Source organism: Acrocarpospora macrocephala (genome assembly GCF_009687865.1).
GTDB classification, from domain to species: Bacteria; Actinomycetota; Actinomycetes; order Streptosporangiales; family Streptosporangiaceae; genus Acrocarpospora; species Acrocarpospora macrocephala.
The window spans coordinates 1-24,060 of the sequence record NZ_BLAE01000058.1 but is presented as its reverse complement, the minus strand read 5'-3'; the positions used below and the strand labels follow the sequence as shown (position 1 = coordinate 24,060).

Sequence of the window (24,060 nt, the reverse complement as noted above, 5' to 3'; positions counted from 1 at the left end):
TATCTGTGGATCTGAACATTCCGTGATCATGAGGGCAGGATGACGCAGACAATGCACTGATGACTACATCCGATCTGGTCCGCCTCGGCCTGCCGCCGGGTGCTCGCGGTGAGCATCCGCAGCCTCTCCTTGTACGAACTGAGCAACCACGCGACGCAAGCCGCGTGGTGGTGGGCATCGAACACGGCCGCATCCTGACCTGGACGTTCGGTCCGACAACGGCCTTCTAATCTTGCGGAGATTCCGCGACGGGCTGGATGGCAGCGCTATTCGACGAGGATGAAGAACTTGGTTAGCCGCGCGACCGCTGGAGTCTTTCTGGGTGATCGCCGCGTGGGAACGCTGGGCTATCTTGACGGGAACACTTGGTTCGACTACGAGGACATCGAGCCGACACATCCCGTTCTGGGGCAAGGGTTCGAGACGAATCCTGTGCGGCGGAGGAGGGCGAGCGGGACGGTTCCCAAGTGGTTCGCCAACCTGCTACCCGAGCCGGGGAGCGGGTTGCGGAACCTCATTGCCCAGGAACTTGGGCGGACCAATCCCCATGACTTTCAAATCCTCACTTTCCCTGGCGAGGACCTGCCCGGAGCGGTCCGCGTCGTTCCTGAGTCCGACACGTTCACGCTCCCTGAACTGACCGAGGGGACTGACCGCGACCGGCTCGGGAGGGTGCGATTCTCGTTGGCCGGTGCGCAGGTGAAGTTCTCCATGAGATGGGAGGGCAAAGGTCTGGTTCTGCCAATGTCGGGCCAGGGCGGTGATTGGATCGTGAAGCTTCCCGATCGGCGCTTTCCCGAGGTGCCCGCCAACGAATATGCCATGCTCAGCTGGGCCAAACTCGCCGGTGTGGACGTGCCCGATATCAAGCTTCTCGTGGGAGCGGAACTTTCCGGCCTGCCCGACGAGCTGATCTCCGCGGAGGAGATGGCGTTCGCCGTGCGCCGTTTCGACAGAACCTCCGAGGGCCGCGTCCATCAGGAAGACTTCGCTCAGGTCCGCGAAGTTTCCGTGGAGGCCAAATATGACAATGCCACTTATGTGGGATTGGCTCGAGTCATCCGAGCGGTATGCCCGCAGGACATCGACGAGTACATTCGCAGGCTGACCACCATCGTCGTGATCGGCAACCTTGACGCGCACCTGAAGAACTGGACATTGCGCTACCCCGACGGTCGGACCGCACGTCTCTCGCCCGCGTACGACTTCGTCTCCGTTTCCGCCTACAGCGAGTTCAGGACCGAGGAACTAGCCTTTCCGGTGAACGGCGGGAAGATCGCCAAGCTCGTGAGCCTGGACAATTTCCGTCATCTCGCCAACCGTGCCGAACTTGACGTGGAACGGGTCAGTGGCGTTGTGACCCAAACTGTCACGGCTCTTCTGGACACCTGGCCGCAGGTCAAGCGCGATACTCCGGTTCCCGCGTTCGTGCGCGACCACATCGATCACCGCCTCAAGTCATTGCCGCTGATCACCCGGCGTTAGGCGCCTTCGTAGCGTGGGGGGCGCTTTTCGCGGAAGGCGCGGGAGCCCTCTTTGGCGTCTTCTGAGGCGATTACTGGCCAGCCGAGGTTGTCGGAGATTTTTAGGGCTTCCTCTTCGGGGAGGGCGAGGGTTTCGCGGTAGGTGCGGAGGATGGCTTGGACGGCGAGAGGGCCGGAGGAGGCTATGTCTTCGGCTAGTTCGATGGCTTTGGGGAGGGCTTGGCCGTCGGGGACGATCTGGTTGATCAGGCCCATGCGGTACGCCTCGGGGGCCGTGATGGCGCGGCCGGTGAGGAGGAGGTCCATGGCGAAGGCGTACGGGATCTGGCGGGGGAGGCGGACGGCGCTGCCGCCCATGGGGAAGAGGGCGCGTTTGGCCTCGAAGAGGCCGAGGGTGGCGGATTCGGCGACGACGCGGAGGTCGGTGCCGACGAGGAGTTCGGTGCCGCCGGCCACGGCGTAGCCTTCGATGGCGCTGATGATGGGTTTGGTGGGCATGTCCTCGCGGAGGAGGCCCTTCCAGTGGAAGTTGGGGATTTCGGCGGCGCGCTGGCGGACGCGGTCGTCGGTGGAGGGGGCGCCCATGGCTTTGAGGTCGGCGCCCGCGCAGAAGGTGTTGTTCGCGCCGGTGAGGATGCCGACGCGGACGCCGGGTTCGGCGGAGATGTAGGCCCAGGCTTCGGCCATGCCGATGAGCATGTCGGTGGAGAGGGCGTTCCTGGCTTCTGGGCGATCCATGGTGACGATGACGAGACGGCCGTCGCGTTCCACCCGGCAGTGGGGGGTGCTGATGGGCAGAAGTTCCACGAATGCCTCCTCAGGCAACCAAGCGTAGACAGCCGCCGACCAGACGACCTGGCATCGCGTCCTGGCCGCCGACCAGGCGACCCGCCGTTGCGGCTGTCCAGCTCACGACGCTCCTGTTAGTAGAACCCGTTCTGTCTCGCGGCGGCGACATCCGCCGCGAGACGTCCATCTTCGCGGCAGTCGCCGCCGTCCGTGCACGTGGCCATGCGCATGACCCAAGCGCTTGTTCGACGATGCTCGACCGGGTTAATCTGCCGCAAGGTAGAACAGATTCTCGTTTGTGTTTCCCGCGCGGACAAGGGAGTTCCGGATGGGTTCGCTCGGATTCTGGAGGCTCGCACAGGCCGATCCCGAATGGATCGCGGCCGTCGATCCGGATGGGACGGAGCATTCGGCGGGTGAGCTGCTGTCCCGGGCCAATCGTCTCGTGCACGGGCTGCGCGAGTTCGGGCTGCGGCCGGGGGATGGCATCTGCGGGCTGGTGCCGAACGGGGTGGACGGTCTCGTCCTGTATCTGGCGGCCCTGCAGGCGGGCTGGTATTACACGCCGATCAACTGGCATCTCACCGGTCCGGAGATCGCCTACATCGTGGCCGACAGCGAGGCGAAGGCGTACTTCGTGCATGAACGTTACGCCGAGGAGGGCACGCGCGGCGCGGGGGATCTGGCCCCGGAACGACGATTCGCTTTCGGCGCGGTTGACGGTTTCCGCCCGGTCGCGGACCTGACCGAGGGCCGCCCGGACACGCTGCCGCCGGATCGTACGGCAGGCGCGAGCATGCACTACACATCCGGCACAACCGGCAAACCGAAGGGCGTACGCCGCCCGCTCAGCGGTCTGGATCCGGATGAGGGCGCGGAGCTGATGACCTTCCTGCTCACCCTGTTCGGCATGACCCCCGGCAGGCCCAACGCCCACCTGGTCACCTCCCCGAACTACCACACCGCCGTCACCCAGTTCGGCGGCACCGCCCTGCACATGGGCCACACCCTCGTCTACATGGACAAGTGGGACGCCGAAGAGACCCTCCGCCTGTGCGAGCGTTACCGGGTCACCAACTCCCACATGGTCCCCACCCACTTCAAACGGCTGTTATCCCTCCCCGAGGAGGTCAGGCACCACTACGACCTCTCCTCGCTGCGCTGGATGATCCACGCCGCCGCGCCGTGCCCTGTCCCGGTCAAGCAGCAGATGCTCGATTGGTGGGGCGATGTCGTGTACGAGTACTACGCGGCCACCGAAGGCGGCGGAACCATCGCCAGCCCGCAGGACTGGAAGAAACACCCGGGAACCGTCGGCAAGGCCTGGCCGATCAGCGAACTCCTCATCGTGGACGAAGAGCTCGAAGAGGTCTCCACCGGCACACCCGGCACGATCTACATGAAGATGATGGGCCTCCGCTTCGAGTACAAAGGCGACCCCGCCAAAACCGAGGCGAACCGCCTGCGCGACTACTTCACCGTCGGCGACATCGGCTACCTGGACCAGGACGGCTTCCTGTTCCTCTGCGACCGCAAAGCCGACATGATCATCTCCGGCGGAACCAACATCTATCCTGCCGAGATCGAGAACGAACTACTCATCCACCCCAAAGTCGCCGATGTCGCCGTTTTCGGCATTCCGGATGACGAATGGGGCGAGCAGATCAAGGCCATCATCGAGGCCGCTCCTGGCGCGACCCCCGGCCCCGAACTCGCCGACGAAATCTTGGGCTCTTTGCAAGGACGCCTGTCCAGGATGAAATGGCCCAAGACAATCGACTTCATCGACGAGATGCCCCGCGAGCCCAACGGCAAGCTGCTCAAACGCAAACTCCGGGCGCCCTACTGGGAAGGCCGTGACCGTGCCATCTGACGTGACCACGCCAACGGCGGGTCCTTGCGTGTACGCGGCATCTGGCGTGAATGTAGGTCTGGCGTGAATGCGGCACCCGACGTGAACGCGGCATCTAACGTGAAGGCGCTCCAAACATGACCACGGAATCTGAACTGTCAGCGACTTACGTCCTGGAGTTCCCCGGCGGCTACACCAGGACCACGGGACCGGTGATCGGCCGTTTCCTGACCGAATTACGCGACGCCAGGATCGTGGGCGTACGGACCGCCGACCAGCGCACCCTCGTCCCCCCGCTGGAATACGACCCCCACACCGGCGACCCGGTAACCGAGGAATTCGTCCAGGTCGGCCCGGCGGGGACGGTCGCCGAATGGGTCTGGGTGCAGGCGCCGCGCAAGAACCACCCCCTCGACCGCCCCTTCGCCTGGGCATTGATCAAACTCGACGGCGCCGACACCACCCTGGTGCACGCGGTGGACGCGGGCCACAAGAAGGCGATGCGCCCAGGACTCCGCGTGCGCCCCCGCTGGCGCGCCGAACGAATCGGCCAGATCACCGACATCGAATGCTTCGTCCCCGACGTCACGATGATCGTCTCCCCGGTCCGCGCCGAATACACGATCACACCCGGCCGGGCGCTCACCCGCTTCCTGGAAGGCGTGCGCGACGGCGTCTTCCTCGCGGGACACTGCGCGACCTGCGACAAGGTCTACGTCCCTTACCGCATCTCCTGCCCCGAATGCGGCTCCCTGATCGCGGCGGAACGCCAGGTCTCCGACACCGGGACGATCACCACATTCGCCATCAACAACCTGCCCGACCCCCGCGCCCCCCAGGTGCCCTTCGTCTCCGCGTACATCCTGCTGGACGGCGCCGACACCCCGATGATCGCCCTGGTCGGCGACGTGCCCGCCCACGAGGTACGGCAAGGCATGCGCGTCCGCGCGGTCTGGCTCCCCGAGTCGGAACGCACCCTCGCGATGACCAACATCAAATGGTTCGCTCCCACCGGAGAGCCCGACGCCGAGCTGGAGAACTGATGCGTGAGGTGGCGATCGTCGCGTTCGCCCAGACCGTGCACACCGACCACGACGCCGGCCTGACCGAACCGGAGCTCCTGCAGCCGGTGATCGAGGAGGTAAGGGCCAAGTCGGGCCTGAGAAGGTTCGGTTTCACCTGCTCGGGCAGCTGCGACTACCTGGCCGGAGCCCCGTTCTCGTTCGTGTCGGCCCTGGACTCGCTGGGCGCCTGGCCGCCCATCTCGGAAAGTCACGTCGAAATGGACGGCGCTTTCGCCCTGTACGAGGCATGGGTCCGCCTCCAGCACGGCGACGTCGACTCCGCCCTCGTGTACGGCTTCGGCAAGACCTCCATGAGCGATCTCCGAGAAATCATGACATTGCAGCTTGATCCATACTATTTAGCCCCATTGGGATTGGATCAGATCTCTTTCGCCGGGCTCCAGGCCAGCGCCCGAGGCGCCGATCGCGCTGAGCTGGACGCGATAGTCCGCCGGAGCAGAGCCGACGGACGAGCCAACCCATACGCGCTCAATCTCCCCGATCCCACCGAGGAAGACGACGGCCACGTCGCCCCGATCACCGACGGAGCCGCGGCCATCGTCCTCGTCGCGGGGGAGGAAATCACGAAATATCCCCGCCCGGCCTACATCACCGGCATCGCCCATCGCATCGAGCCCCACTACCTGGGCATGCGAAACCTCGCCCAATCGACCTCCACCGCCGACGCCGCGACAGCCGCGGGAGTCGGCAAGGGCCCTGTCGACGTGGCCGAACTGCACACCCAATTCAGCCACGAAGAGCCAATCCTCCGCGAAGCCCTCGGACTCCCCGAGGACACCGTGATCAACCCCTCCGGCGGCCCCCTCGCCGCCAACCCCGTCATGGCCACCGGCCTGATCCGCATCGGCGAAGCCGCCCAGCGCGTCCTCGACGGCACCGCCCGCCGCGCCGTCGCGCACGCCACCAGCGGTCCCTGCCTCCAGCACAACCTGGTCGCCGTCCTATCGAGCGAGGTCTGATGGGCAACCGCTGCGCGATCATCGGAATCGGCCAGACCCACTACACGACCAAACGCCGCGACGTCTCCATGGCCGGTCTGGTCCGGGAGGCCGCGCTGCGCGCGCTGGCGGACGCCGGGCTCACCTTCAAGGACATCGACGCCGTCGTGATCGGCAAGGCGCCCGACCTGTTCGAGGGCGTGATGATGCCGGAGGCGTACCTGGCGGACGCGCTCGGGGCGGCGGGCAAGCCGATGACGCGGGTGCACACCGCCGGTTCCGTGGGCGGGTCGACCGCTCTGGTGGGGGCGTCGCTGATCCAGGGCGGGGTGCACGAACGGGTGCTGGTCGTCGCGTACGAGAAGCAGTCGGAGTCCAATGCGACCTGGGCGCTTTCCACGCATCTGCCGTACAACGCCTCGCTGGTGGTCGGCGCGGGCGGCTATTTCGCGCCGCACATCCGGGAGTACATGCGCCGTTCCGGCGCGCCCGGCCACATCGGCACGCTGGTCGCGGTCAAGGACCGGCAGAACGCGCTGAAGAACCCCTACGCGCACCTGAAGATCCCCGGCATCGACCGGGCCATGGTCGAGTCCACGCCCATGCTCTGGGAGCCGATCCGCTACCTGGAGACCTGCCCGTCCTCGGACGGCGCCTGCGCGATGGTGCTCGCCGCCGAACACGCGGTGACCGGCCGCCCGGCCTGGGTGCACGGTACGGCCATGCGTTCGGAACCGATATTCCGGGCCGGCCGCGACACGGTGAACCCGCAGGGCGGCAAGGACTGCGCCGCCGACGTCTACCGGCAGGCCGGGATCACCGACCCGCGCCGCGAGATCGACGTCGCCGAGGTGTATGTGCCGTTCTCCTGGTATGAGCCGATGTGGCTGGAGAACCTGGGCTTCGCCGCCGAGAACGAAGGCTGGAAGCTGACCGAAGCCGGCTGTACGGCCCTGGACGGCGACACCCCCTGGAACGCCTCCGGCGGCGTGCTCAGCAGCAACCCGATCGGGGCCTCCGGGCTGATCCGGTTCGCCGAGGCGGCGCTCCAGGTGCGCGGGATGGCCGGAGAACACCAGGTCGAGGGCGCCAGGAAAGCCCTCGGACACGCGTACGGCGGAGGCGCGCAGTTCTTCGCCATGTGGATCGTCGGAGCCGACAAGCCCTGAAGGAGTCCCATGGAGTTCAACCATGCCGACCTGTTCGAAGGACTCGCGGACACGATCGGGGACCGCGTCGCCGTCATCTGCGGGGACGAGCGGGTGACGTATGCCGAACTGGACGCGCTGGCGAACCGGCTCGCGCACCATCTGGCCGCGCAGGGGGTGCGGGCGGGGCAACATGTCGGGATTCATCTGTACAACGGGATCGAGTACATCACCGCGATCCTGGCCGCGCTGAAGATCCGGGCGGTGGCGGTGAACGTGAACTACCGCTATGTCGAGGCGGAGTTGCTCTATCTGTACAACGACTCGGACATGGTGGCGCTCATCTACGACGTGGAGTTCGACGAGCGGGTGGCGGCGGTCGTGCCGGGGGTGCCGTTGCTTCGTCACCTGATCGCGGTGGGTGGGGAGTCGCGGGTTCCGGGGGCGGTGCCGTACCGGCGGGCACTGGCGGAATCGTCGGACGCGCGCGGGTTCGAGACCCGGTCCGGGCAGGACATTTACATCATTTATACCGGCGGCACGACGGGGATGCCGAAGGGCGTCATGTGGCACGTCGAGGATCTGTTCATGGCGTTCGGGGGTGGGAACCCCTACGGCGCTCCGCTGTCCTCGCCCGAAGCGGTGATCGAGCAGGCCCGCAACTCCGGGCCGATGATCATGATGGCCGCCGCGCCGCTGATGCACGGAGCCGCTCAGATGGGGACGTTCATCGCCTGGTGGATGGGCGGGACCATGGTGTACGTCCCGAAGTTCGACGCCCGCGCGGTGCTCACCGCGATCGAACGCGAGAAGGTCTTCACCATCAACATCACCGGCGACGCGATGGCCCAGCCGCTGGCCGACGCGATCGCGACCGGCGAATACGATTTATCCTCGCTGTTCGTGGTCAGCTCGACCGGCGCGATCCTGACCGGCTCGGTCCGCGACCGTTTGCAGGCCCTGCTCCCGGACAAGATGATCATGGACAGTTTCGGCTCCACCGAATCCGGCTACACCGCCTCCGCCGTGTCCGGCTCGTCCCCCGAAACCGGCCTCAAATACCAGCCCAACGCCAACGCGACCATGGCCATCCTGGACGCCGATCTCAAACCTGTTCAGCCTGGTACGGGCGAGATGGGCACTGTGGCGAAAACCGGCCGGATCGCCTTCGCGTACTACAACGACCCCGAGAAGACGGAACAGACCTTCGTCACCGACGCCGACGGCGTGAAGTGGCTGCTGACCGGAGACCTGGCGGTGGTCGAGGAGGACGGCACGATGCGCGTCTTCGGCCGCGGCTCCCAGTGCATCAACACCGGCGGCGAAAAGGTCTTCCCCGAAGAGGTCGAAGCCGTCCTCAAAGGCCACCCCGACGTCTTCGACGCCGTCGTCACCGGCATCCCCGACGACCGCTGGGGTTTCAGGGTGGCCGCCGTGATCGAACCTCGCGACGGAACAACCCCGACAGCCGAGACCCTGGACGCCCACTGCCGCGCGAAACTGTCGGGCTACAAAGTCCCCCGCACCTACGCCTTCGTCGACGAAATGGTGCGCTCTCCCGCCGGCAAGGCCGACTACCGCTGGGCAAAGGAAACCGCCCAAGCCGCCCAGTAGGAACTACTTACGTCCCTCACCCGTGAGGGCCGCGACCGCCCCGAGCCCCAGGTAGATCACGCCGCTGCCGATGTCGAGGCGGCGGCGTGCCGTGGCCGAACGGCGGATCCGCCCGGCCAGCGATGCGGCGATGAGGACATACGTCCCGTCACTCGCCATTCCGAGCACGATCCAGATCGCCCCCAGCAGCACGATCTGGGGCGCGAGCGGCCCGGCCGCCGGATCGGCGAACTGCGGCAGGAAGGCCAGGAAGAAGATCGCCGTCTTCGGATTGAGCACGTTCACCACGAAACCCTCACCGAACAACCGCGACGAGGACACCACATCGGGCTCTGCCGCCTCGGGTCCGGGCCGGCTCAGCAACTTACGCACGCCGAGCCAGATCAGATAGGCCGCGCCGAGGTACTTGACCACCATGAACGCCGTGGCCGACGTCGCCAGCAGCGCGCTGAGCCCAAGCGCCGCCGCCACCACATGCACGACGGACCCCGCGTGCACCCCAAGCACAGACACCAGCCCCGCGGCACGACCTTGCGCCACGCTTCGCGTCACGATATAGACCACAGCGGGCCCCGGAACGACAAGCAAGGCCAAGGTGGCCCCAGCGAAAACGGCAAGAGCGGTGATATCCGGCATACCCCAGACGATACGAATAAGGACGCCCCACGAGCATCTGATTTACCGTATGGGCAAGGAGCGTGTGAGGTTGCGGAAGATGCTGCTCACGGACTTGTTCAAGGCCAGGGCCAAACGGAAGCGGCTGGTCGCTCGCATGGCGTCGTTCGAGCAGACCGGGGATATGACGGCGCTGATCGAGGCGGTCCAGGTGGGCCGGGAGCTGATCGCCTCGGTTCCGCCCGATCATCCTGATCGCGGTGCCTTCCTGTTTCTCACAGGTATCAACCTGAAGCGTCTGTCCGACCGTTCTGGAGAGCCGTCGCTGCTGGTCGAACGCATCCAGGTCAGTCGTGAAGCCGCTGCGGCCCTTGCCGGCGGTGAGATCCACGCTTCCGCGCTGACCATTCTCGGCGGTGCTCTGCTGGCGATGTTCGAAACGACCGGAGACCCCGAACAGCTGGCTGAGGCGGTCCAGGTTTGCCGGGAGGCGTGCGCCGCAACCCTGCCCGATGACCCGGACCTTGGCGCGAGTCTGACCAGCCTTGGCCTGGTTCTCCGGATGTCGTACGAGCACATCGCGGGCTCGGGCGAGGACATCCTGGCGGAGGCCGTGCAGGTCAGCCGCGAGGCGGTCCAGGTCAGCCCCGCCGACCACCCTGAGCGCGGCCTGTACCTGTCCAATCTCGGGCTGGCGCTTCGGGCCTCGGGAGAGAGGACCGGCGACGAGGACACCCTGGCGGAGGCGGTCCAGGTCACCCGTGACGCGCTCGCCGTCACTCCGGCCGGTCATCCCTGGCACGCCAAGTACCTGGCCAATCTCGGCATGGCCTTACTGCGATTGTACGAGCGGACCACGGACGCGGACTTCCTGGCGGAGGCGATCCAGGTCACCCAGGACGCGGTCCTCCGCACTCCGGCCGATCATCCCGAGCGCGACATCGATCTCGGTGTCCTCGCCCCGGCTCTCCTTCAGATGTTCATGCGCACCCAAGATCCCACCCTGCTGGCTAAGGCGATAGATACCGGCCGGGACGCTGTCATGGCCGTTCCCCCCGACCATCCGCGCCGCGCCGGACACCTGCACGATCTCGCGTCGGCTTTGCGGACGCAGGGCCAGGAGACCGGCGACGCGGACATTCTGGCGGAGGCGGTCCAGGTCAGCCGCGAGGCGGTCACGACCGTCCCCATCGGCCACCCCGACAGCGCGAGGTATCTGTCGAACCTCAGCAGCACCCTCTGGGAGTTGTTCGGGCGAAACAACGACCTGGATGTCCTGGCCGAGGCGGTCCGAGCCGGTCGGGACGCGACCCGGGTTATCCCGGCCGGCCATCCCGCACGTGCCAATACGCTGGTCACCCTGGGTATCGCGCTGACCACGCTGTACGAGCAGACCGCCGACACGCACGCCCTGGCCGAGGCGAGAGCGGCCCTCGCCGAGGCGGCGGCCTCGGTCGAAGCGCGGACTCTGGTACGGATCACCGCCGGCGAGGAGCTCGGAAAGGCGGCTCTGACCGGGGGTGACGCCGAGGCGGCACTGTCCGCCTTCGAGGACACGATCGCGCTGATGGGGAGGTCGACGTCGCGCCGCCTGTCTCGTCCGGACCGTGAACACAACCTCGGGGAGGTCGCCGGGCTGGGCGCCAAGGCCGCATCGGCCGCTGTTCAGGCGGGGCGGCCGGAACGTGCGGTGGAGTTGTTGGAACAGGTTCGGGGCGTGCTCCTGGCCGAGGCGATGGATGCGCGAGGCGATCTGCGCGAACTCCATACTCGCGAGCCTGGGCTGGCGGCGAGATTCGTCCGCCTGCGCGATGAGATGGAGGCAGCCGATCATTCGAACGTCTGGGGTAAGCCAGCGGAAACGCGGATCGTCGGTACGGGTCCGGCCGCCCAGCGGATAGCAGAGGATCGCCGGCGGTTGGCGCGGGAATGGGAAAGCCTGCTGGGGGAGATACGCCTTCGCCCCGGCTTCTCCGGGTTCTTGCTGCCGCCACCGATCGAGGAGCTTCGGCGGCAGGCGGCCGACGGCCCGGTGGTGGTCGTGAATGTCAGCAGATTCCGGTGTGACGCCCTCATTCTCGCGACCGGCACCGCCGTACGGGTCGTCGAGTTACGCGGCATCACGTATGACTCCGTCATCGAGCAGGCGAATCGTTTTGTCGTCGCCACCAACGCCGCCGGCAGCGGGCCACTTCGGCAGCGCCGGGCGAATCAGCAGGAGATTCACGCCGTTCTGGGCTGGCTATGGGATGAAGTCGCGGCGCCAATCCTGCAGGATCTCGGACTCACCGGTCCGCCGGAACAGGGTCAGAGCTGGCCACGGCTGTGGTGGTGCCCGGTAGGGGAGATGACGTTTCTCCCGTTGCACGCCGCTGGCCACCACTCCCACAGGCCGCAGACGGTGCTGGATCGGGTCATCTCCTCCTACACTCCTACGATTCGCGCCCTGCGTTACGCGCGGGACCACGCATCCGACAGCAGCCCTACCCAGGCCCTGATCGTCGCGCTGCCCGACACCCCCTTTGCTCCTGCGCTTCCCGGCGCTCACACTGAAGCGACACTCCTGGCTCGGCTGCTCCCCGGCGCGCGCACCGTCACCGGCGCGCAGGCGACCCGTGATGCTGTCGAGGCCATGCTGCCGGAGCACTCGATCGTGCATCTGGCCTGTCACGCGCTCAGCGACTGGGTCACCCCCGCCGCCAGCCGGTTGTTGCTGCACGACCACGCCACGAACCCGTTCACGGTCGCCGCCATCTCCCGGATCCGCCTCAGCCACGCCGTCCTGGCCTACCTGTCCGCGTGCAGTACGACCGCGGGCAACCAGCGTCTGGCCGACGAAGCCATGCATATCACCGCCGCATTCCAGCTCGCCGGATACCAGCACGTCATCGGCACTCTGTGGCCCATCAATGACGCCGCCGCCGTCAGGATCGCCGCCGACTTCTACACTTACCTCACCGAGGAGGGACAGGCCGCACCCCGCACCGAACGTGCCGCGCGGGCGCTCCATCACGCCACTCGCCAGCTCCGCGAGGACTCAACCGACAGTCCTGACCTGTGGGCCGCGCACATTCACGCTGGAATATAGGACACGGAGCCTTCGCCCCAGCACCGCTGGCGTGCACCTTGTCGGACGGGCGGTGTGGGCACCAGGGTGTGCATATGACGGAAATGCGAGAGGTGCTCAAGGCTCGGCAAGTCCTGGCTGGGTATCTGCCTGAGACGCCCATGTGGTCCTACCCGGTGCTGAACGGCCTTGTCGGTGCCGAGGTGCATGTCAAGCATGAGAACGTGCAGCCGACCGGGGCTTTCAAGGTCCGGGGTGGGATCACGCTGCTGGCGGGGATGGCCGATCGGGAGCGCGGGGTGGTGGCGTACTCGACGGGGAATCATGCGCAGTCGGTGGCTTATGCGGCGCGGGTGTTCGGGGTGCCGTGTTCGATCGTGATGCCGGAGAACCCGAATCCGGCCAAAGTCGCCGCCGTCGAGGCGCTTGGGGCGAGCGTCGTGGTGGCGGGTGCCACGATGGTCGAGGCGGGGGAGAACGCGCGGACGCTGGCCGAGGAGGAAGGGCGGCGGCTGGTGAGTCCGGCGGATGAACCGGACATCATCGCGGGTGTGGGGACGCTCTACTACGAGATGCTCACCCGGCAACCTGATCTGGACGTCATCGTCGTCCCCGTGGGGAGCGGCACGGGGGCCGCCGCAGCCTGCGTGGTCGCGCGAGCGTTGGCGCCACGCTGCCAGGTGATCGCGGTGCAGTCCGCCCAAGCTCCGGCAGCCCACGATTCCTGGCGTCTGGGAGAACTCGTCCGCCGACCGATGAAGACTACCGTCGACGGCCTGGCCACAGGATCGGCGTTCGAATTGCCACAGCGCATCATGCGTGGCGGATTGACCGACTTCGTCCTGATCTCCGATGACGCCTGCCGCGCCGCCCAGCGCGTACTGGCCAATGACGTGCACACTCTCGCGGAGGGCGCCGGAGCCGCCGCCCTGGCCGTGCTGCTCGCCCGCCCCGCCGATTTCGCGGGCAAGAAGGTCGCCATAGTCTGCACCGGCGGCAACGCCGGCCCAGCCGAGATCGCGCAATTGGGGCGTGGCTAGAAGTTGGAGATGACCGCGGTGAAGATCTGGTCGATGCTGTTGGATTCGCGGGAGTCGTAGGCTGCGGCGTTGGTGGATTGGGAGATTTGCTGGAGGACGGTGAGGTCGGCGTCCTCGCCGTAGGCGATGGTGAACATGCGGACGGTTTCCTGGCCGGGCTCCTTGCGGAGATCGGGGAGGAGGTCGTCGAGGGCGATGGAGGCCTGGTCCTCGTTTCTGCCGTCGGTGAGGAAGACGACGGCGTTGATCGCGTCGTCGGTGTGGTGGGTGAGGACGTGGCGGTAGGAGGCGAGGGCGGTGTCGTACAGGCCGGTGCCGCCGTTGGGGATCAGGGATTTGATGCGGGCCTTGAGGTCGGGTGCGGTGCCGCGGTCCATGGGGACGAGTTCGCGATAGTCGCGGGTGCCCCGCTGCTTGGTGGAGAAGATCCAGAGGCCGACGCGGTCGTTGGGGCCGAACTGGGGGAGGGCGTTGATGGCGGCCTGCTTGGCGAGTTCGAGTTTGGTCTTGCCGGTGCCGCTGACCTCGGCGGACATCGAGCCGGAGACGTCCATGACCAGGAGGACGTTGGCGGGTTTGCGGAGGGTGGCCCAGCTGGTCAGGATCTGGTCGAGCACGCCGGGGAGCGGCACGTTCAGCCGGGTCTTGGGTTGCTTCGGATCCAGGCCGTTGGCCGCGGTGATCAGTTTCCCGGGCTTGCCCTGGTAGGACCGGAAGGCGAAGGACGCGAACTCGGCCTGCTGGGCGTCCTCATGGAGATATTTCAGGAAATCGGCCGCGGCGGCGCGCTTGGTGTCGTCGGCCCAGGAGAGCACCGCGTAGGGATTGTCGGAGAAGAGCGTGCCCTCCTTCGGATAGATCGCCACCAGCGGAACCTTCGGCTTGCGATGCTGCCCCAGCGTCTTCGGGTCCCCCGTCGGGTTGCCCTGGTTGTAGTCCCAGACCGACTTCTCCTCGACCGTGACAGCGGATATATACGACATCGCCGCGCCCGCATCATCCGCCCGCTGGAGGTTCGACAGGAAGGTCAGAGTCGTATCCCCGTAGTGCACGATCGACCGCTCCACCCCCCGCACGAACTCCCGCGTCTTCCCATCGGTCACATTCGCCTTCACCAGATCCCCCGACAACCCGGTAGCCGCGAAATACGCCCCAATCGTCGCATTCAACCCAGATGTGGAAAAATTGGGATTCGTCTTGCCGAGCCGGAACGCGCCCCACTCCGGATGGCCGTACCTCGCCCATCCCTCCGGATCCGCCCCGAGCTCCAGGATGTCCGACCAGCCCAGCTTCTTCCGCGGCCACCCCATCGCCGCCGCCATCGGCTCCGGCATGGCGATCACCAGCGGCGTGCTGGCGATCGAAGGATTGTCCTTCCCCACCGGCCCGCGCCCCTTGACCCGCTGCTCCAGCAGCGTGATCCACCCCGACCCCGCGGGCGACCACACATCCGGCCGCGGCCCGTCCACCCGCTCGTCCCACCCCCGCGCGAGCGCCTGCATCGTACCCCCGGACGCCTTGGCCTGCACCACGACCTCGACACAGGACCCGCGATACCCGGCCGCGATCTGGCGCAGCAACTCGGCCTTCTCGCTGGACGCCGCCACCACGAGCTTCGTCGCGTCACAAGCCCCGAACACGGTACGGACAACCACCACGACCGCGCCCACGAGAATGACCGCCACGATGACCGGAGCGAACCCCCGCCGACGCCGCTGCTGGTTCAACAGGCCTCCCGGAAATCTCAGCCTTGCCTCTGAGATTTCCGACGAATAAGGACCTGCGTTAGTTGCAGATCACAGCTCCCCGTACGCGGCCAGGAACAGCGCCTCGGCTGTGGCCGCCCGGCGCAGCTCCTCCAGATCCACCCGCTCGTTCGGCGCGTGAATCGAGGCGTTGTCGTCCTCCGCGCCGTACAGCAGGATCTCGGCGGCCGGGAACTGCCGGGCCAGCGTCGAGACGAGCGGGATCGACCCGCCCTGCCCGACCTCCCTGGGCGCCCGCCCGAAGGCGCGCTCCATGGCCCCGTTCAGCGCGGCCCGCGCCCGCCCGCCGGATTCGGCCAGATACCCGGACCCCATCACGTAATCGGAGAACGACACCTGCGCCCCCCACGGCGCGACCTGCCGCAGGTAGTCCATGACATCGTTGAGCGCCGTCTTCGGATCCCCCGTCGGAGGGGTACGGATCGTCACCCGGGCCCGCGCCACCGCCTGCACCGCGTTGATCGCCCCGGACACGGTCGGCACGTCGAGCCCGGTCACCGTCACCGCGTACGACGCCCACAGCCGGTCGGCCAGCGAGCCGGAACCCACCAGCGACACGCCGTCCAGCACCCCGGCGGTGACCCGGAACTCCTCCTCCGAGGAGGCCTGCCCGCGGAAGGCCCCGCGCGGCATCCCGGGCACCCGCAGGTCGCCGCTGTCGTCGTGCAGCGCGGTGAGCATGCGCATCAGCGCGGCCAGCGCGTCCGGCGCGGCCCCGCCGAAGGAGCCGCTGTGCACGGCCTCGCGGAGCGTGCGCACCTCGATGGTGAACGCCCCCATGCCGCGCAGCGTGGTGGTCAGCGCGGGGTCGCCCACGCGCGGGTTGCCGGCGTCGGCGACCACGATCGCGTCCGCCCTGATCAGGTCGGGGTTGTGCTCGACGAACGCTTCGAGGCGCTCGCCCGCGTACTCCTCCTGGCCCTCCAGGATGACGCGGATGCCCACCGGGAAGCGGCCGTTGAAGGCGCGCAGCGCGGCGACGTGGAGGATGATGCCGGACTTGTCGTCGGCGGCGCCGCGCCCGTAGAGCGCGCCGTCGATCTCGGTCGGCTCGAAGGCGGGGGTGCGCCACAGCGCCGGGGCGCCGGGGGGCTGCACGTCGTAGTGCGCGTACAGCAGGACGGTGGGGGCGCCGGGCGGCGCGGGGGCTTCGGCGTAGACGGCGGGGAAGCTGCCCGCCACCGGGATCTGCCGCACGTGGGGGAGCCCGGCCGAGCGCAGCAGCTCCTCCGCGAGCGCGGCGGCCGCGCGCACGGGCTCCTCGGGATGTCCGGGAAACGCCACGGACGGGATGGATACGAGCCGTTTGAGGTCCTCTACCGCCTGCGGCATGCCCGCGCGAACGGCGTTCTCGATTTCCTCTGGTGCCACGTCAAATCCCTCACTATCTCAACATTCGGTCCGCCCATTGCATCACAACGCGCGCCGGGGGTCGGGGATGCCCAAGAATCTCCTGACGGATTTCGTTGCTGTTACAAGTCGATGTCACGGAATCCGAAGCCTTGACAGATTGTCGCCACGCAATCGCTTGGCAAATGCCGAACGGGCGATGCACACTGTGGAGAACTCAGGCCACCCGAGGGAAGTATGAGATGACCAACGCCGAAGACCTGCAGAAGGCCGCCCAGGACCACCTCTGGATGCACTTCACCCGGCACGGCTCCTACGCCGGCGGCGAAGTGCCGATGATCGTTCGGGGCGAAGGCGCCTACATCTACGACATCCACGGCAAACGCTACCTGGACGGCCTCGCCGGGCTGTTCGTGGTGCAGGTCGGGCACGGCCGGTCCGAGCTGGCCGAAGCCGCCGCGAAGCAGGCGCAGGAGCTCGCGTTCTTCCCCCTCTGGTCGTACGCGCATCCCAAAGCCGTCGAGCTGGCCGCGCGGCTGGCCGAAGCCGCCCCCGGCGACCTGAACCGGGTCTTCTTCACCACCGGCGGCGGCGAGGCCGTCGAAACCGCGTGGAAGCTGGCCAAGCAGTACTTCAAGCTGGTCGGCAAGCCCCTCAAGCACAAGGTGATCAGCCGCCAGATCGCCTACCACGGCACCCCGCACGGCGCCCTCTCGATCACCGGCATCCCGCCGTTCAAGCAGGCCTTCGAGCCGCTCGTGCCCGGCTCGGTCCGGGTCCCCAACACCAACTACTACCGCGCCGAGGAGATCAGCGGCTTCCCCGGCCTGACCCCCGAGCAGTACGGCCGGTGGGCCGCCGACCGGGTCGCCGCCGCCATCGAGATGGAGGGCCCCGACACGGTGGCCGCCGTCTTCGTCGAGCCGGTGCAGAACGCCGGCGGCTGCTTCCCGCCGCCGCCCGGCTACTTCCAGCGCCTGCGCGAGATCTGCGACCGCTACGACGTGCTCCTCGTCTCCGACGAGGTCATCTGCGCGTACGGCCGGCTCGGCACCATGTTCGGCGGCCAGAAGTTCGGCTACGTGCCCGACATCATCACCTCGGCCAAGGGCCTGACCAGCGGATATTCCCCACTCGGCGCGATGATCTGCAGCGACAGGCTGTTCGAGCCGTTCGCCACCGGAACCGAGATGTTCGGCCATGGTTTTACCTTCGGCGGGCATCCCGTGTCGTCGGCGGTGGCGCTGGCCAACCTCGATTTGTTCGAGCGGGAAGACCTGCTGGGCCACGTGACCCGCAACGAATCGGTCTTCCGCGGCACCCTCGAACGCCTCCTTGACCTGCCCATAGTTGGAGATGTGCGCGGGTCCGGGTACTTTTGGGGCATTGAACTGGTCAAGGATAAGAACACCAAGGAGACGTTCTCGGCGGACGAGTCCGAGCGGCTGCTCCGCGGCTTCCTCTCCAAGGCCCTGTTCGATGCCGGTCTCTACTGCCGTGCCGACGACCGCGGCGACCCCGTCATCCAGCTCGCCCCCCCGCTGATTGCCGGGCCCAAGGAGTTCGACGAGATCGAGTCGATCCTGCGTTCCGTCCTGACCGAGGCGTGGACTCGGCTCTAGCCCAAATCACACTGGCTGGATGAAGGCGCCCGGCCATATCACAGCAAAGGACCCAACTAATGAAGATCGGCGTGCCTGCCGAGGTCAAGAACCACGAGTACCGCGTCGCAGCCACCCCGTCGGGTGTGCACGAACTGGTCAAGCATGGTCATGACGTGCACGTTCAGCGCGGGGCGGGGCTTGGCTCGCACATCGGCGACGAGGAGTATCTCGCGGCGGGGGCGAAGATCCTGGACACCGCGGACGAGGTCTGGGGCGAATCCGAGATGGTGCTCAAGGTCAAGGAGCCCATCGCGGAGGAATACCACCGGCTCCGCAAGGGCCAGATCCTGTTCACCTACCTGCACCTGGCCGCGTCCCGGCCGTGCACGGACGCGCTGCTGGACAGCGGAACCACCGCCATCGCGTACGAGACCGTGCAGGTGGGCAACACGCTGCCGCTGCTCGCCCCCATGTCGGAGGTGGCCGGACGGCTCGCGCCGCAGGTCGGGGCGTACAACCTGATGCGGTTCAACGGCGGGCGCGGGGTGCTGCCCGGCGGCGTGCCCGGGGTGGCGCCCGCGAAGATCGTGGTGATCGGCGGCGGCGTCTCCGGGCTGCACGCGGCGCAGATCGCGGTCGGCATGGGCGCCGAGGTGACGATCCTGGACGTCAACATCGACCGGCTGCGGTTCATCGACGCCATCTACCAGGGGCGGCTGAAGACGCTGGTCTCCACCGCGTACGCGATCGAGCAGGCCGTGCTCGACGCCGACCTGGTCATCGGCGCGGTGCTGATCCCCGGCGCGAAGGCCCCCACCCTGGTCTCCAACGAGCTCGTCTCCCGGATGAAGCCGGGTTCCGTGCTGGTGGACATCGCCATCGACCAGGGCGGCTGCTTCGAGGACTCGCGGCCGACCACGCACGCGGAGCCGACCTTCCCGGTGCACAACTCGATCTTCTACTGCGTCGCGAACATGCCGGGCTCGGTGGCCAACACCTCCACCTACGCGCTGACCAACGCCACCCTGCCGTACGTGGTCAAGCTGGCCAACCTCGGCTGGCAGGCCGCCCTGCTCGGGGACGCCGGGCTCGCGCTCGGGCTCAACGCGCATGAGGGCAAGCTCACCTACGAGCCGGTGGCGGTGGCGCACGCACTGCCGTACACGCCGGTTGCCAAGCTGCTCGCCGCCTAGCTAAGGCCGAGCCGTTTGCGCAGGTCGCGGGCGGTGGCCAGGACACGTTCGATCTCGGTCGGGGTCGGCCAGGGGGCCGTGCCCGGCCGGATCAGCGTGGCCCGCACCGAGCTCAGGTGCTCCACCGCGGAGGCGTGCATCCCGCTTTTCTCGGTGAGCCACGTGACCGGATCGAGCGGTTCGCGCAGGCGTCGGGTAAGCACGTCCCACGTGCCGAGGATCTCGGTCAGTTCCGGCACGGTGAGCGTGCTGCCGCCCCTCCGCCCGGACGCGGCCACCGCCAGCTCCGCCCTGGCCGCCAGTTCCGGTTCCGCGCTCCGGTCCCAGCAGGGTTTCGGCGGGGCCGACAGCCACTGCTCGGCCTCGGCGGGCTTGCCGGTGACCGACAGCAGCGTGCCCAGCTCCAGCGCCGCCCGGTAGTGCCCGGCCGCCGCGGCCTGCCGGAACCAGTGCTCACCGCCGTTCAGATCGGCGTGCTCGGCGATCAGCAGCAGCCCGAAGTTGTACGCCGACTCGGCGTCCCCACTCGCCGCCGCCCGCCCGAACCAGTGGCTGGCCGCGGCCGAATCCTCCAGCTCGACGCAGACGAACCCGGCCATCCGCTGGTCGTCCACCCGCCCGGCCCGGGCCGCCCGCTCGAACCAGGCCCTGGCCGTCCGCAGGTCGCGGCGGGCCAGCGCGATCCCGCCCAGCTGGGACGCCGAACCCGGATGGTCGTGCTGGGCGGCCAGCCGGTAGAGCACCTCGGCGCTCTGCGGGTCGCGGAGCGCGTGCATCAGCAGGCCCAGATGGTGGGCGGCCTCGGCGTGGCCGCCGCGCGCGGCGAACTCCCACCAGTGCCTGGCCTCGCCTTCCTCGCCCGCCGCGTACCCGAGGAAGCCCAGGTCGTGGGCGGAGGCGAGGTCGCCGTCGAGGGCGGCGCGGCGGTGCCAGTCGCGGGCTTTGCCGAGTTCGCCCGCGTCCTCGCAGAGCAGCGCCAGGCGGCGGGCGGCGCGGCGGGAGCCGGCGGTGGCGGCCGTCTCGTACCACCGCCGGGCGCCCGGCGCGTCGCCCTTCTGCTCCAGCAGCAGGGTGGCCAGGTTGACCGCGGCTTCGGCGTCCCCGGTGCCGGCGGCGAGCTCGTACCAGCTGATCGCCTCGTCCAGGGTGCCGTGTTTCTCGTGCCACATGCCGAGGTTGAACGCGCTGTCCACGTTGCCGGCTCCGGCCGCGCGCTCCCACCAGTGGCGGGCGGCGGCGCGGTCGCCGCGCTGCGCGTAGAGGCGGCCGAGCCGGTGGGCAGCCAGGGCGTCCCCCGCTTGCGCGTCGGCGAGCAGGTCGGCCTCGCCCGCCCCGGCGCGGTGCTGCCGGGGGATGGGTGGCGGCGGTGCGGTCGCCACCTCTGGCCAGATTGTCATGCCGGACAGGGTGGCATGTGATCGCGTTGTTACGGAACGTAATTGCCAGTTCCTTACGCGGAGGGGGTCAGTGAATGCGGATGAATCCGGCGTACATTCCCGTGGCGCAGGTGTAGTGGAGGGTTCCTTCTTGCTGGGGCGGGACGTGGACGCTGACCTGGCCGGTTTCCGGTAGGGCCAGGTCGTGGCCGTTGATGGAGAGGGTGCGGGTGCAGCCTTGGTTGGCTTCTGTGCGGAATGTGATGTCGATGGGGTGGTGTGGCTTGGCGGTGGCGATGCCGGGGCGGAAGCCGTTGGGGGTGGCCCAGACGGTCAGTGTCTGGGTGCCGTGTGGGCCGGGGGTGGCGGCGACGGCGGGGGTGCCGAAATCGGGCAGCCAGCCGCCGAGGCGTAACCCGGAGAAGGTCGTGAAGATGCCTGCGGCTATGGCGATGATGGCTACCAGTTTGGTGGCTAACCTGCGTATCAGCAGGCCGAGCACCACGAATCCGGGTGCGGAACCCACTACGAAGCCCGCCATGACCGCAGCGCCTCCTATCGCCGATCCGGTGGATACGGCGAGGACTTCCATGCTCAGGGTCACTCCGCAGGGTACGAGCACGGTCGCCAGGCCGAGGAGCAGGCCGCCGCGTTTCGTGGTGTGACAGGGTGGGGCGCGTTTCAGCTGGCGGATCCCGAAAAATACCAGGATGAGACCGGCGGTGATCAGCAGGATCGTGCGTGCTTGCGGTCCGAGCTGGATTGCGGAGCCGACCAGTCCGAGGGCCGCTCCGACGATGATGTGGCAGATCAATCGCCCGACCAGGAACATGCCCACCGAAGTCCGCTCAAGTCCGGTGAGAAAGCCGCCCTGCACGGCCGTGCACGATGCCGTCCCGGCCACCAGCCCGGCGGCCAGACCACTGAGGAACAGCGCACCCACGGTCATCGTGAGTAACGTAACGTGGTCACCCTGCGTCTGCCAGTAACAATTTGCTGTCGGCTAGACGTGCTTGACTGGCTGAGTCATGCTTGGTGATCGTCTATGTGGTGGAGGTGGCAAATGGGGCGAATCTCCGGAACCCTGCTCGGCACCATCGTGACCGCGGGCTTGGTCGCGACTCCCGTGCACGCCGATCAGACCAAGAAACCCGCGACTCTCGCGTATGCCGATCTGGCTGCGGGTTTGGTCGCGACCCCTCCGCATGCCGGTCAGGCTAAGAAACCCGTGGCGGAGGGCTACGGTGGAGCGGTCGCCACCGTAGACCTGGACGCCAGCAAGGCCGCGCTCAACGTGCTCAAACAGGGCGGAAACGCCATGGACGCGGCCGTCGCGGGCGCGGCCACCCTCGGTGTGACCGAACCCTATTCCGCCGGGCTCGCCGGTGGCGGTTTCCTCGTCTACTACGAGGCCAAACGCGGGCGGGTCGTGACAATCGACGGCCGCGAGACCGCACCCGCCGCGATGACCGCCGCCACCTTCGAAGGCATCCCGTTCGCGGACGCCGTCACCAGCGGCCTGTCCGTGGGCGTGCCCGGCAGCGTCGCCCAATGGGACCTCGCCCTGCGCCGCTACGGCACGTTATCCCTGCGGCAGGCGCTGAAACCCGCGATCGACGTGGCCACCAAGGGCTTCGTCGTCGACCAGACCTTCGTCGACCAGACCGCCGCCAACGCGGCCAGATTCGCCGATTTCACCTCCACCGCCGCCCTCTACCTGCCCGGCGGCCAGCCGCCCGCCGTCGGCTCGACCTTCCGCAACCCCGACCTGGCCCGCACCTACCGCGAACTCGGCGACCGCGGTCCCTCCTGGCTGTACGGCGGCAAGCTCGGCCAGGACATCGTCGCCACCGTCAAGAACCCTCCCGTCACCCCCGGTTCGCCCCGAGTCGTCCGCCCCGGCCTGATGGAACTCGCCGACCTGCGCGCCTACCGCGCCCTCACCCCCGCCCCCACCCACGTCAGCTACCACGGCCTCGACGTGTACGGCATGGCCCCACCCTCCTCCGGCGGCTCCACGGTCGGCGAAGCCCTCAACATCCTCTCCGCCGCCGGCCACGTCGGCCTGCACGAGTACCTCGACGCCTCCCGCCTCGCCTTCGCCGACCGCAACGCCTACGTGGGCGACCCCGCATTCGTGAACGTCCCGCTCAACGAGCTGCTGTCCGCCCAGTTCGGCAAGGAACGCGCCTGCCTGCTCACCGACACCGCCCTCCCGCATCCGGCCGCCCCCGGCTCCCCCGACGGCTCGTACGGCCCCTGCCCGCCGCCGGCCACCGCCACCGACCCCAAACAGCAGCCGGAAGGCCCGGAAACCACCCATCTGGTGGTGTCCGACCAGTGGGGCAACGTCGCCGCGTACAACATCACGATCGAGCAGACCGGCGGCAGCGGGATCGTCGTCCCCGGCCGAGGCATCCTCCTCAACAACGAACTGACTGACTTCACCTTCGGCCCCGCCCCCGGCGACCCCAACCTGCCCGCCCCCGGCAAACGCCCCCGCTCATCAATGGCGCCAACGATCGTCCTCAAGAACGGCAAGCCACTCCTGGCCGTGGGTTCACCCGGCGGCGCGACCATCATCACCACGGTCCTGCAGATCCTCGTCAACCGCTTCGACTTCGGCATGCCCCTACCAGAGGCCCTCGCCGCGCCCCGCGCGTCCCAGCGCAACATCGCCGCCACCCAGGCGGAACCGGCCTTCATCGCCCAGTACGGCGCTGACCTGGAGGCACGCGGACACGTGTTCGCATCGACGCCGGAAATCGGAGCGGCAACCGGCCTGGAATTCCTGAGCCGAGGCAAGGTCCAGGCTGTCGCCGAGCCAGTACGCAGAGGTGGTGGGAGCGCCCTGGTCATCAGGAACGGTTGATCTGGCCCTGGGGCTCATGAGGATGGCCGCACATCCTCGATTGCCACGCGAGTTCGTGCCGTTGTTCCCCGCGTTTAGGGGGACGGCGGCACGACCTTAACTGCCCGCGAGTTCGTGGCGTTGCTTCCCGCGCCCTTGGGGGCAGCGGGGGTGGGCGGAGCCTGTGGTGATTTGCATGGTCATGGGTGCCTATGGCCATGTTTCCGTGCTCACGGGGATGGCGGGGGCGGGCGAGGCCCGAGGGTAAACAACGGGATGGGTGGGTGG

At 67.9% G+C, this 24,060-nt stretch carries 18 protein-coding genes; 12 read left to right on the top strand and 6 right to left on the bottom strand.

Annotated elements, in window-relative coordinates:
• The first annotated feature begins 59 nt into the window (after positions 1-59).
• Both Amac_RS55565 and Amac_RS39505 read left to right on the top strand, forming a co-directional pair.
• Positions 60-230 (top strand): hypothetical protein, encoded by a 171-nt coding sequence (locus Amac_RS55565; protein WP_218041569.1) that lies wholly within the window; start codon positions 60-62, stop codon positions 228-230.
• Between the two features lie 49 nt (positions 231-279).
• Positions 280-1,485 carry a type II toxin-antitoxin system HipA family toxin gene (locus Amac_RS39505; RefSeq protein ID WP_155359547.1) on the top strand — a complete coding sequence of 402 codons (1,206 nt, stop codon included), beginning with the start codon at positions 280-282 and terminating at the stop codon, positions 1,483-1,485.
• Here the strand turns inward: Amac_RS39505 and Amac_RS39500 are convergent.
• A complete protein-coding gene (locus tag Amac_RS39500) occupies positions 1,482-2,291 on the bottom strand; it encodes a crotonase/enoyl-CoA hydratase family protein (RefSeq protein ID WP_155359546.1) in 810 nt (269 codons plus the stop codon). The two genes, Amac_RS39505 and Amac_RS39500, sit on opposite strands and share 4 nt — an antisense overlap.
• Before the next feature lie 310 nt (positions 2,292-2,601).
• Between Amac_RS39500 and Amac_RS39495 the strand changes: the two genes are divergently transcribed.
• The 5 genes from Amac_RS39495 (at position 2,602) to Amac_RS39475 (ending at position 8,910) form a co-directional block, all read left to right on the top strand.
• Positions 2,602-4,146, top strand: coding sequence for an acyl-CoA synthetase (locus Amac_RS39495; RefSeq protein WP_155359545.1), 1,545 nt, complete (start codon positions 2,602-2,604; stop codon positions 4,144-4,146).
• A gap of 116 nt (positions 4,147-4,262) precedes the next feature.
• Complete coding sequence (locus Amac_RS39490) at positions 4,263-5,168, top strand: Zn-ribbon domain-containing OB-fold protein (RefSeq protein ID WP_155359544.1); 906 nt, start codon at positions 4,263-4,265, stop codon at positions 5,166-5,168.
• Entirely contained in the window at positions 5,168-6,169 is a 1,002-nt protein-coding gene (locus tag Amac_RS39485; protein ID WP_155359543.1) for a thiolase family protein, read from the top strand. The genes Amac_RS39490 and Amac_RS39485 overlap by 1 nt, the downstream gene beginning before the upstream one ends.
• Positions 6,169-7,317 carry a thiolase family protein gene (locus Amac_RS39480; RefSeq protein WP_155348015.1) on the top strand — a complete coding sequence of 383 codons (1,149 nt, stop codon included), beginning with the start codon at positions 6,169-6,171 and terminating at the stop codon, positions 7,315-7,317. Before Amac_RS39485 ends, Amac_RS39480 begins: the two co-directional genes overlap by 1 nt.
• Positions 7,318-7,326: 9 nt before the next feature.
• Entirely contained in the window at positions 7,327-8,910 is a 1,584-nt protein-coding gene (locus Amac_RS39475) for an acyl-CoA synthetase (protein ID WP_155359542.1), read from the top strand.
• Between the two features lie 3 nt (positions 8,911-8,913).
• Here the strand turns inward: Amac_RS39475 and Amac_RS39470 are convergent, their stop codons facing one another.
• Positions 8,914-9,546 carry a LysE family translocator gene (locus Amac_RS39470; protein WP_155359541.1) on the bottom strand — a complete coding sequence of 211 codons (633 nt, stop codon included), beginning with the start codon at positions 9,544-9,546 and terminating at the stop codon, positions 8,914-8,916.
• A gap of 79 nt (positions 9,547-9,625) precedes the next feature.
• Between Amac_RS39470 and Amac_RS39465 the strand changes: the two genes are divergently transcribed.
• Both Amac_RS39465 and Amac_RS39460 read left to right on the top strand, forming a co-directional pair.
• Positions 9,626-12,613, top strand: coding sequence for a CHAT domain-containing tetratricopeptide repeat protein (locus Amac_RS39465; RefSeq protein WP_170322891.1), 2,988 nt, complete (start codon positions 9,626-9,628; stop codon positions 12,611-12,613).
• Between the two features lie 74 nt (positions 12,614-12,687).
• Positions 12,688-13,632: a threonine ammonia-lyase gene (locus tag Amac_RS39460; protein ID WP_155359539.1), complete on the top strand. Its 945-nt coding sequence runs from the start codon at positions 12,688-12,690 to the stop codon at positions 13,630-13,632.
• Here the strand turns inward: Amac_RS39460 and Amac_RS39455 are convergent.
• The gene (locus tag Amac_RS39455) at positions 13,629-15,359 is read right to left on the bottom strand and encodes a substrate-binding and VWA domain-containing protein (RefSeq protein WP_246269008.1); all 1,731 of its coding nucleotides are present in this window, start codon (positions 15,357-15,359) and stop codon (positions 13,629-13,631) included. The genes Amac_RS39460 and Amac_RS39455 overlap by 4 nt on opposite strands.
• Positions 15,360-15,428: 69 nt before the next feature.
• Positions 15,429-16,769 (bottom strand): M20/M25/M40 family metallo-hydrolase, encoded by a 1,341-nt coding sequence (locus Amac_RS39450; RefSeq protein ID WP_155359537.1) that lies wholly within the window; start codon positions 16,767-16,769, stop codon positions 15,429-15,431.
• A gap of 221 nt (positions 16,770-16,990) precedes the next feature.
• Here Amac_RS39450 and Amac_RS39445 point away from each other — a divergent pair, with 221 nt between their 5' ends.
• Positions 16,991-18,370, top strand: coding sequence for an aspartate aminotransferase family protein (locus Amac_RS39445; protein WP_155359536.1), 1,380 nt, complete (start codon positions 16,991-16,993; stop codon positions 18,368-18,370).
• 59 nt (positions 18,371-18,429) lie between these two features.
• Complete coding sequence (gene ald, locus Amac_RS39440; protein ID WP_155359535.1) at positions 18,430-19,545, top strand: alanine dehydrogenase; 1,116 nt, start codon at positions 18,430-18,432, stop codon at positions 19,543-19,545.
• Here ald and Amac_RS39435 read toward each other — a convergent pair.
• Both Amac_RS39435 and Amac_RS39430 read right to left on the bottom strand, forming a co-directional pair.
• Entirely contained in the window at positions 19,542-20,942 is a 1,401-nt protein-coding gene (locus tag Amac_RS39435; protein ID WP_155359534.1) for a tetratricopeptide repeat protein, read from the bottom strand. The genes ald and Amac_RS39435 overlap by 4 nt on opposite strands.
• Before the next feature lie 67 nt (positions 20,943-21,009).
• Positions 21,010-21,870, bottom strand: coding sequence for a sulfite exporter TauE/SafE family protein (locus Amac_RS39430; RefSeq protein ID WP_155359533.1), 861 nt, complete (start codon positions 21,868-21,870; stop codon positions 21,010-21,012).
• 114 nt (positions 21,871-21,984) lie between these two features.
• On the opposite strand from Amac_RS39430, the gene ggt reads away from it, so the two are divergent.
• Positions 21,985-23,793, top strand: coding sequence for a gamma-glutamyltransferase (ggt, locus tag Amac_RS39425; RefSeq protein ID WP_155359532.1), 1,809 nt, complete (start codon positions 21,985-21,987; stop codon positions 23,791-23,793).
• Positions 23,794-24,060 lie beyond the last annotated feature (267 nt).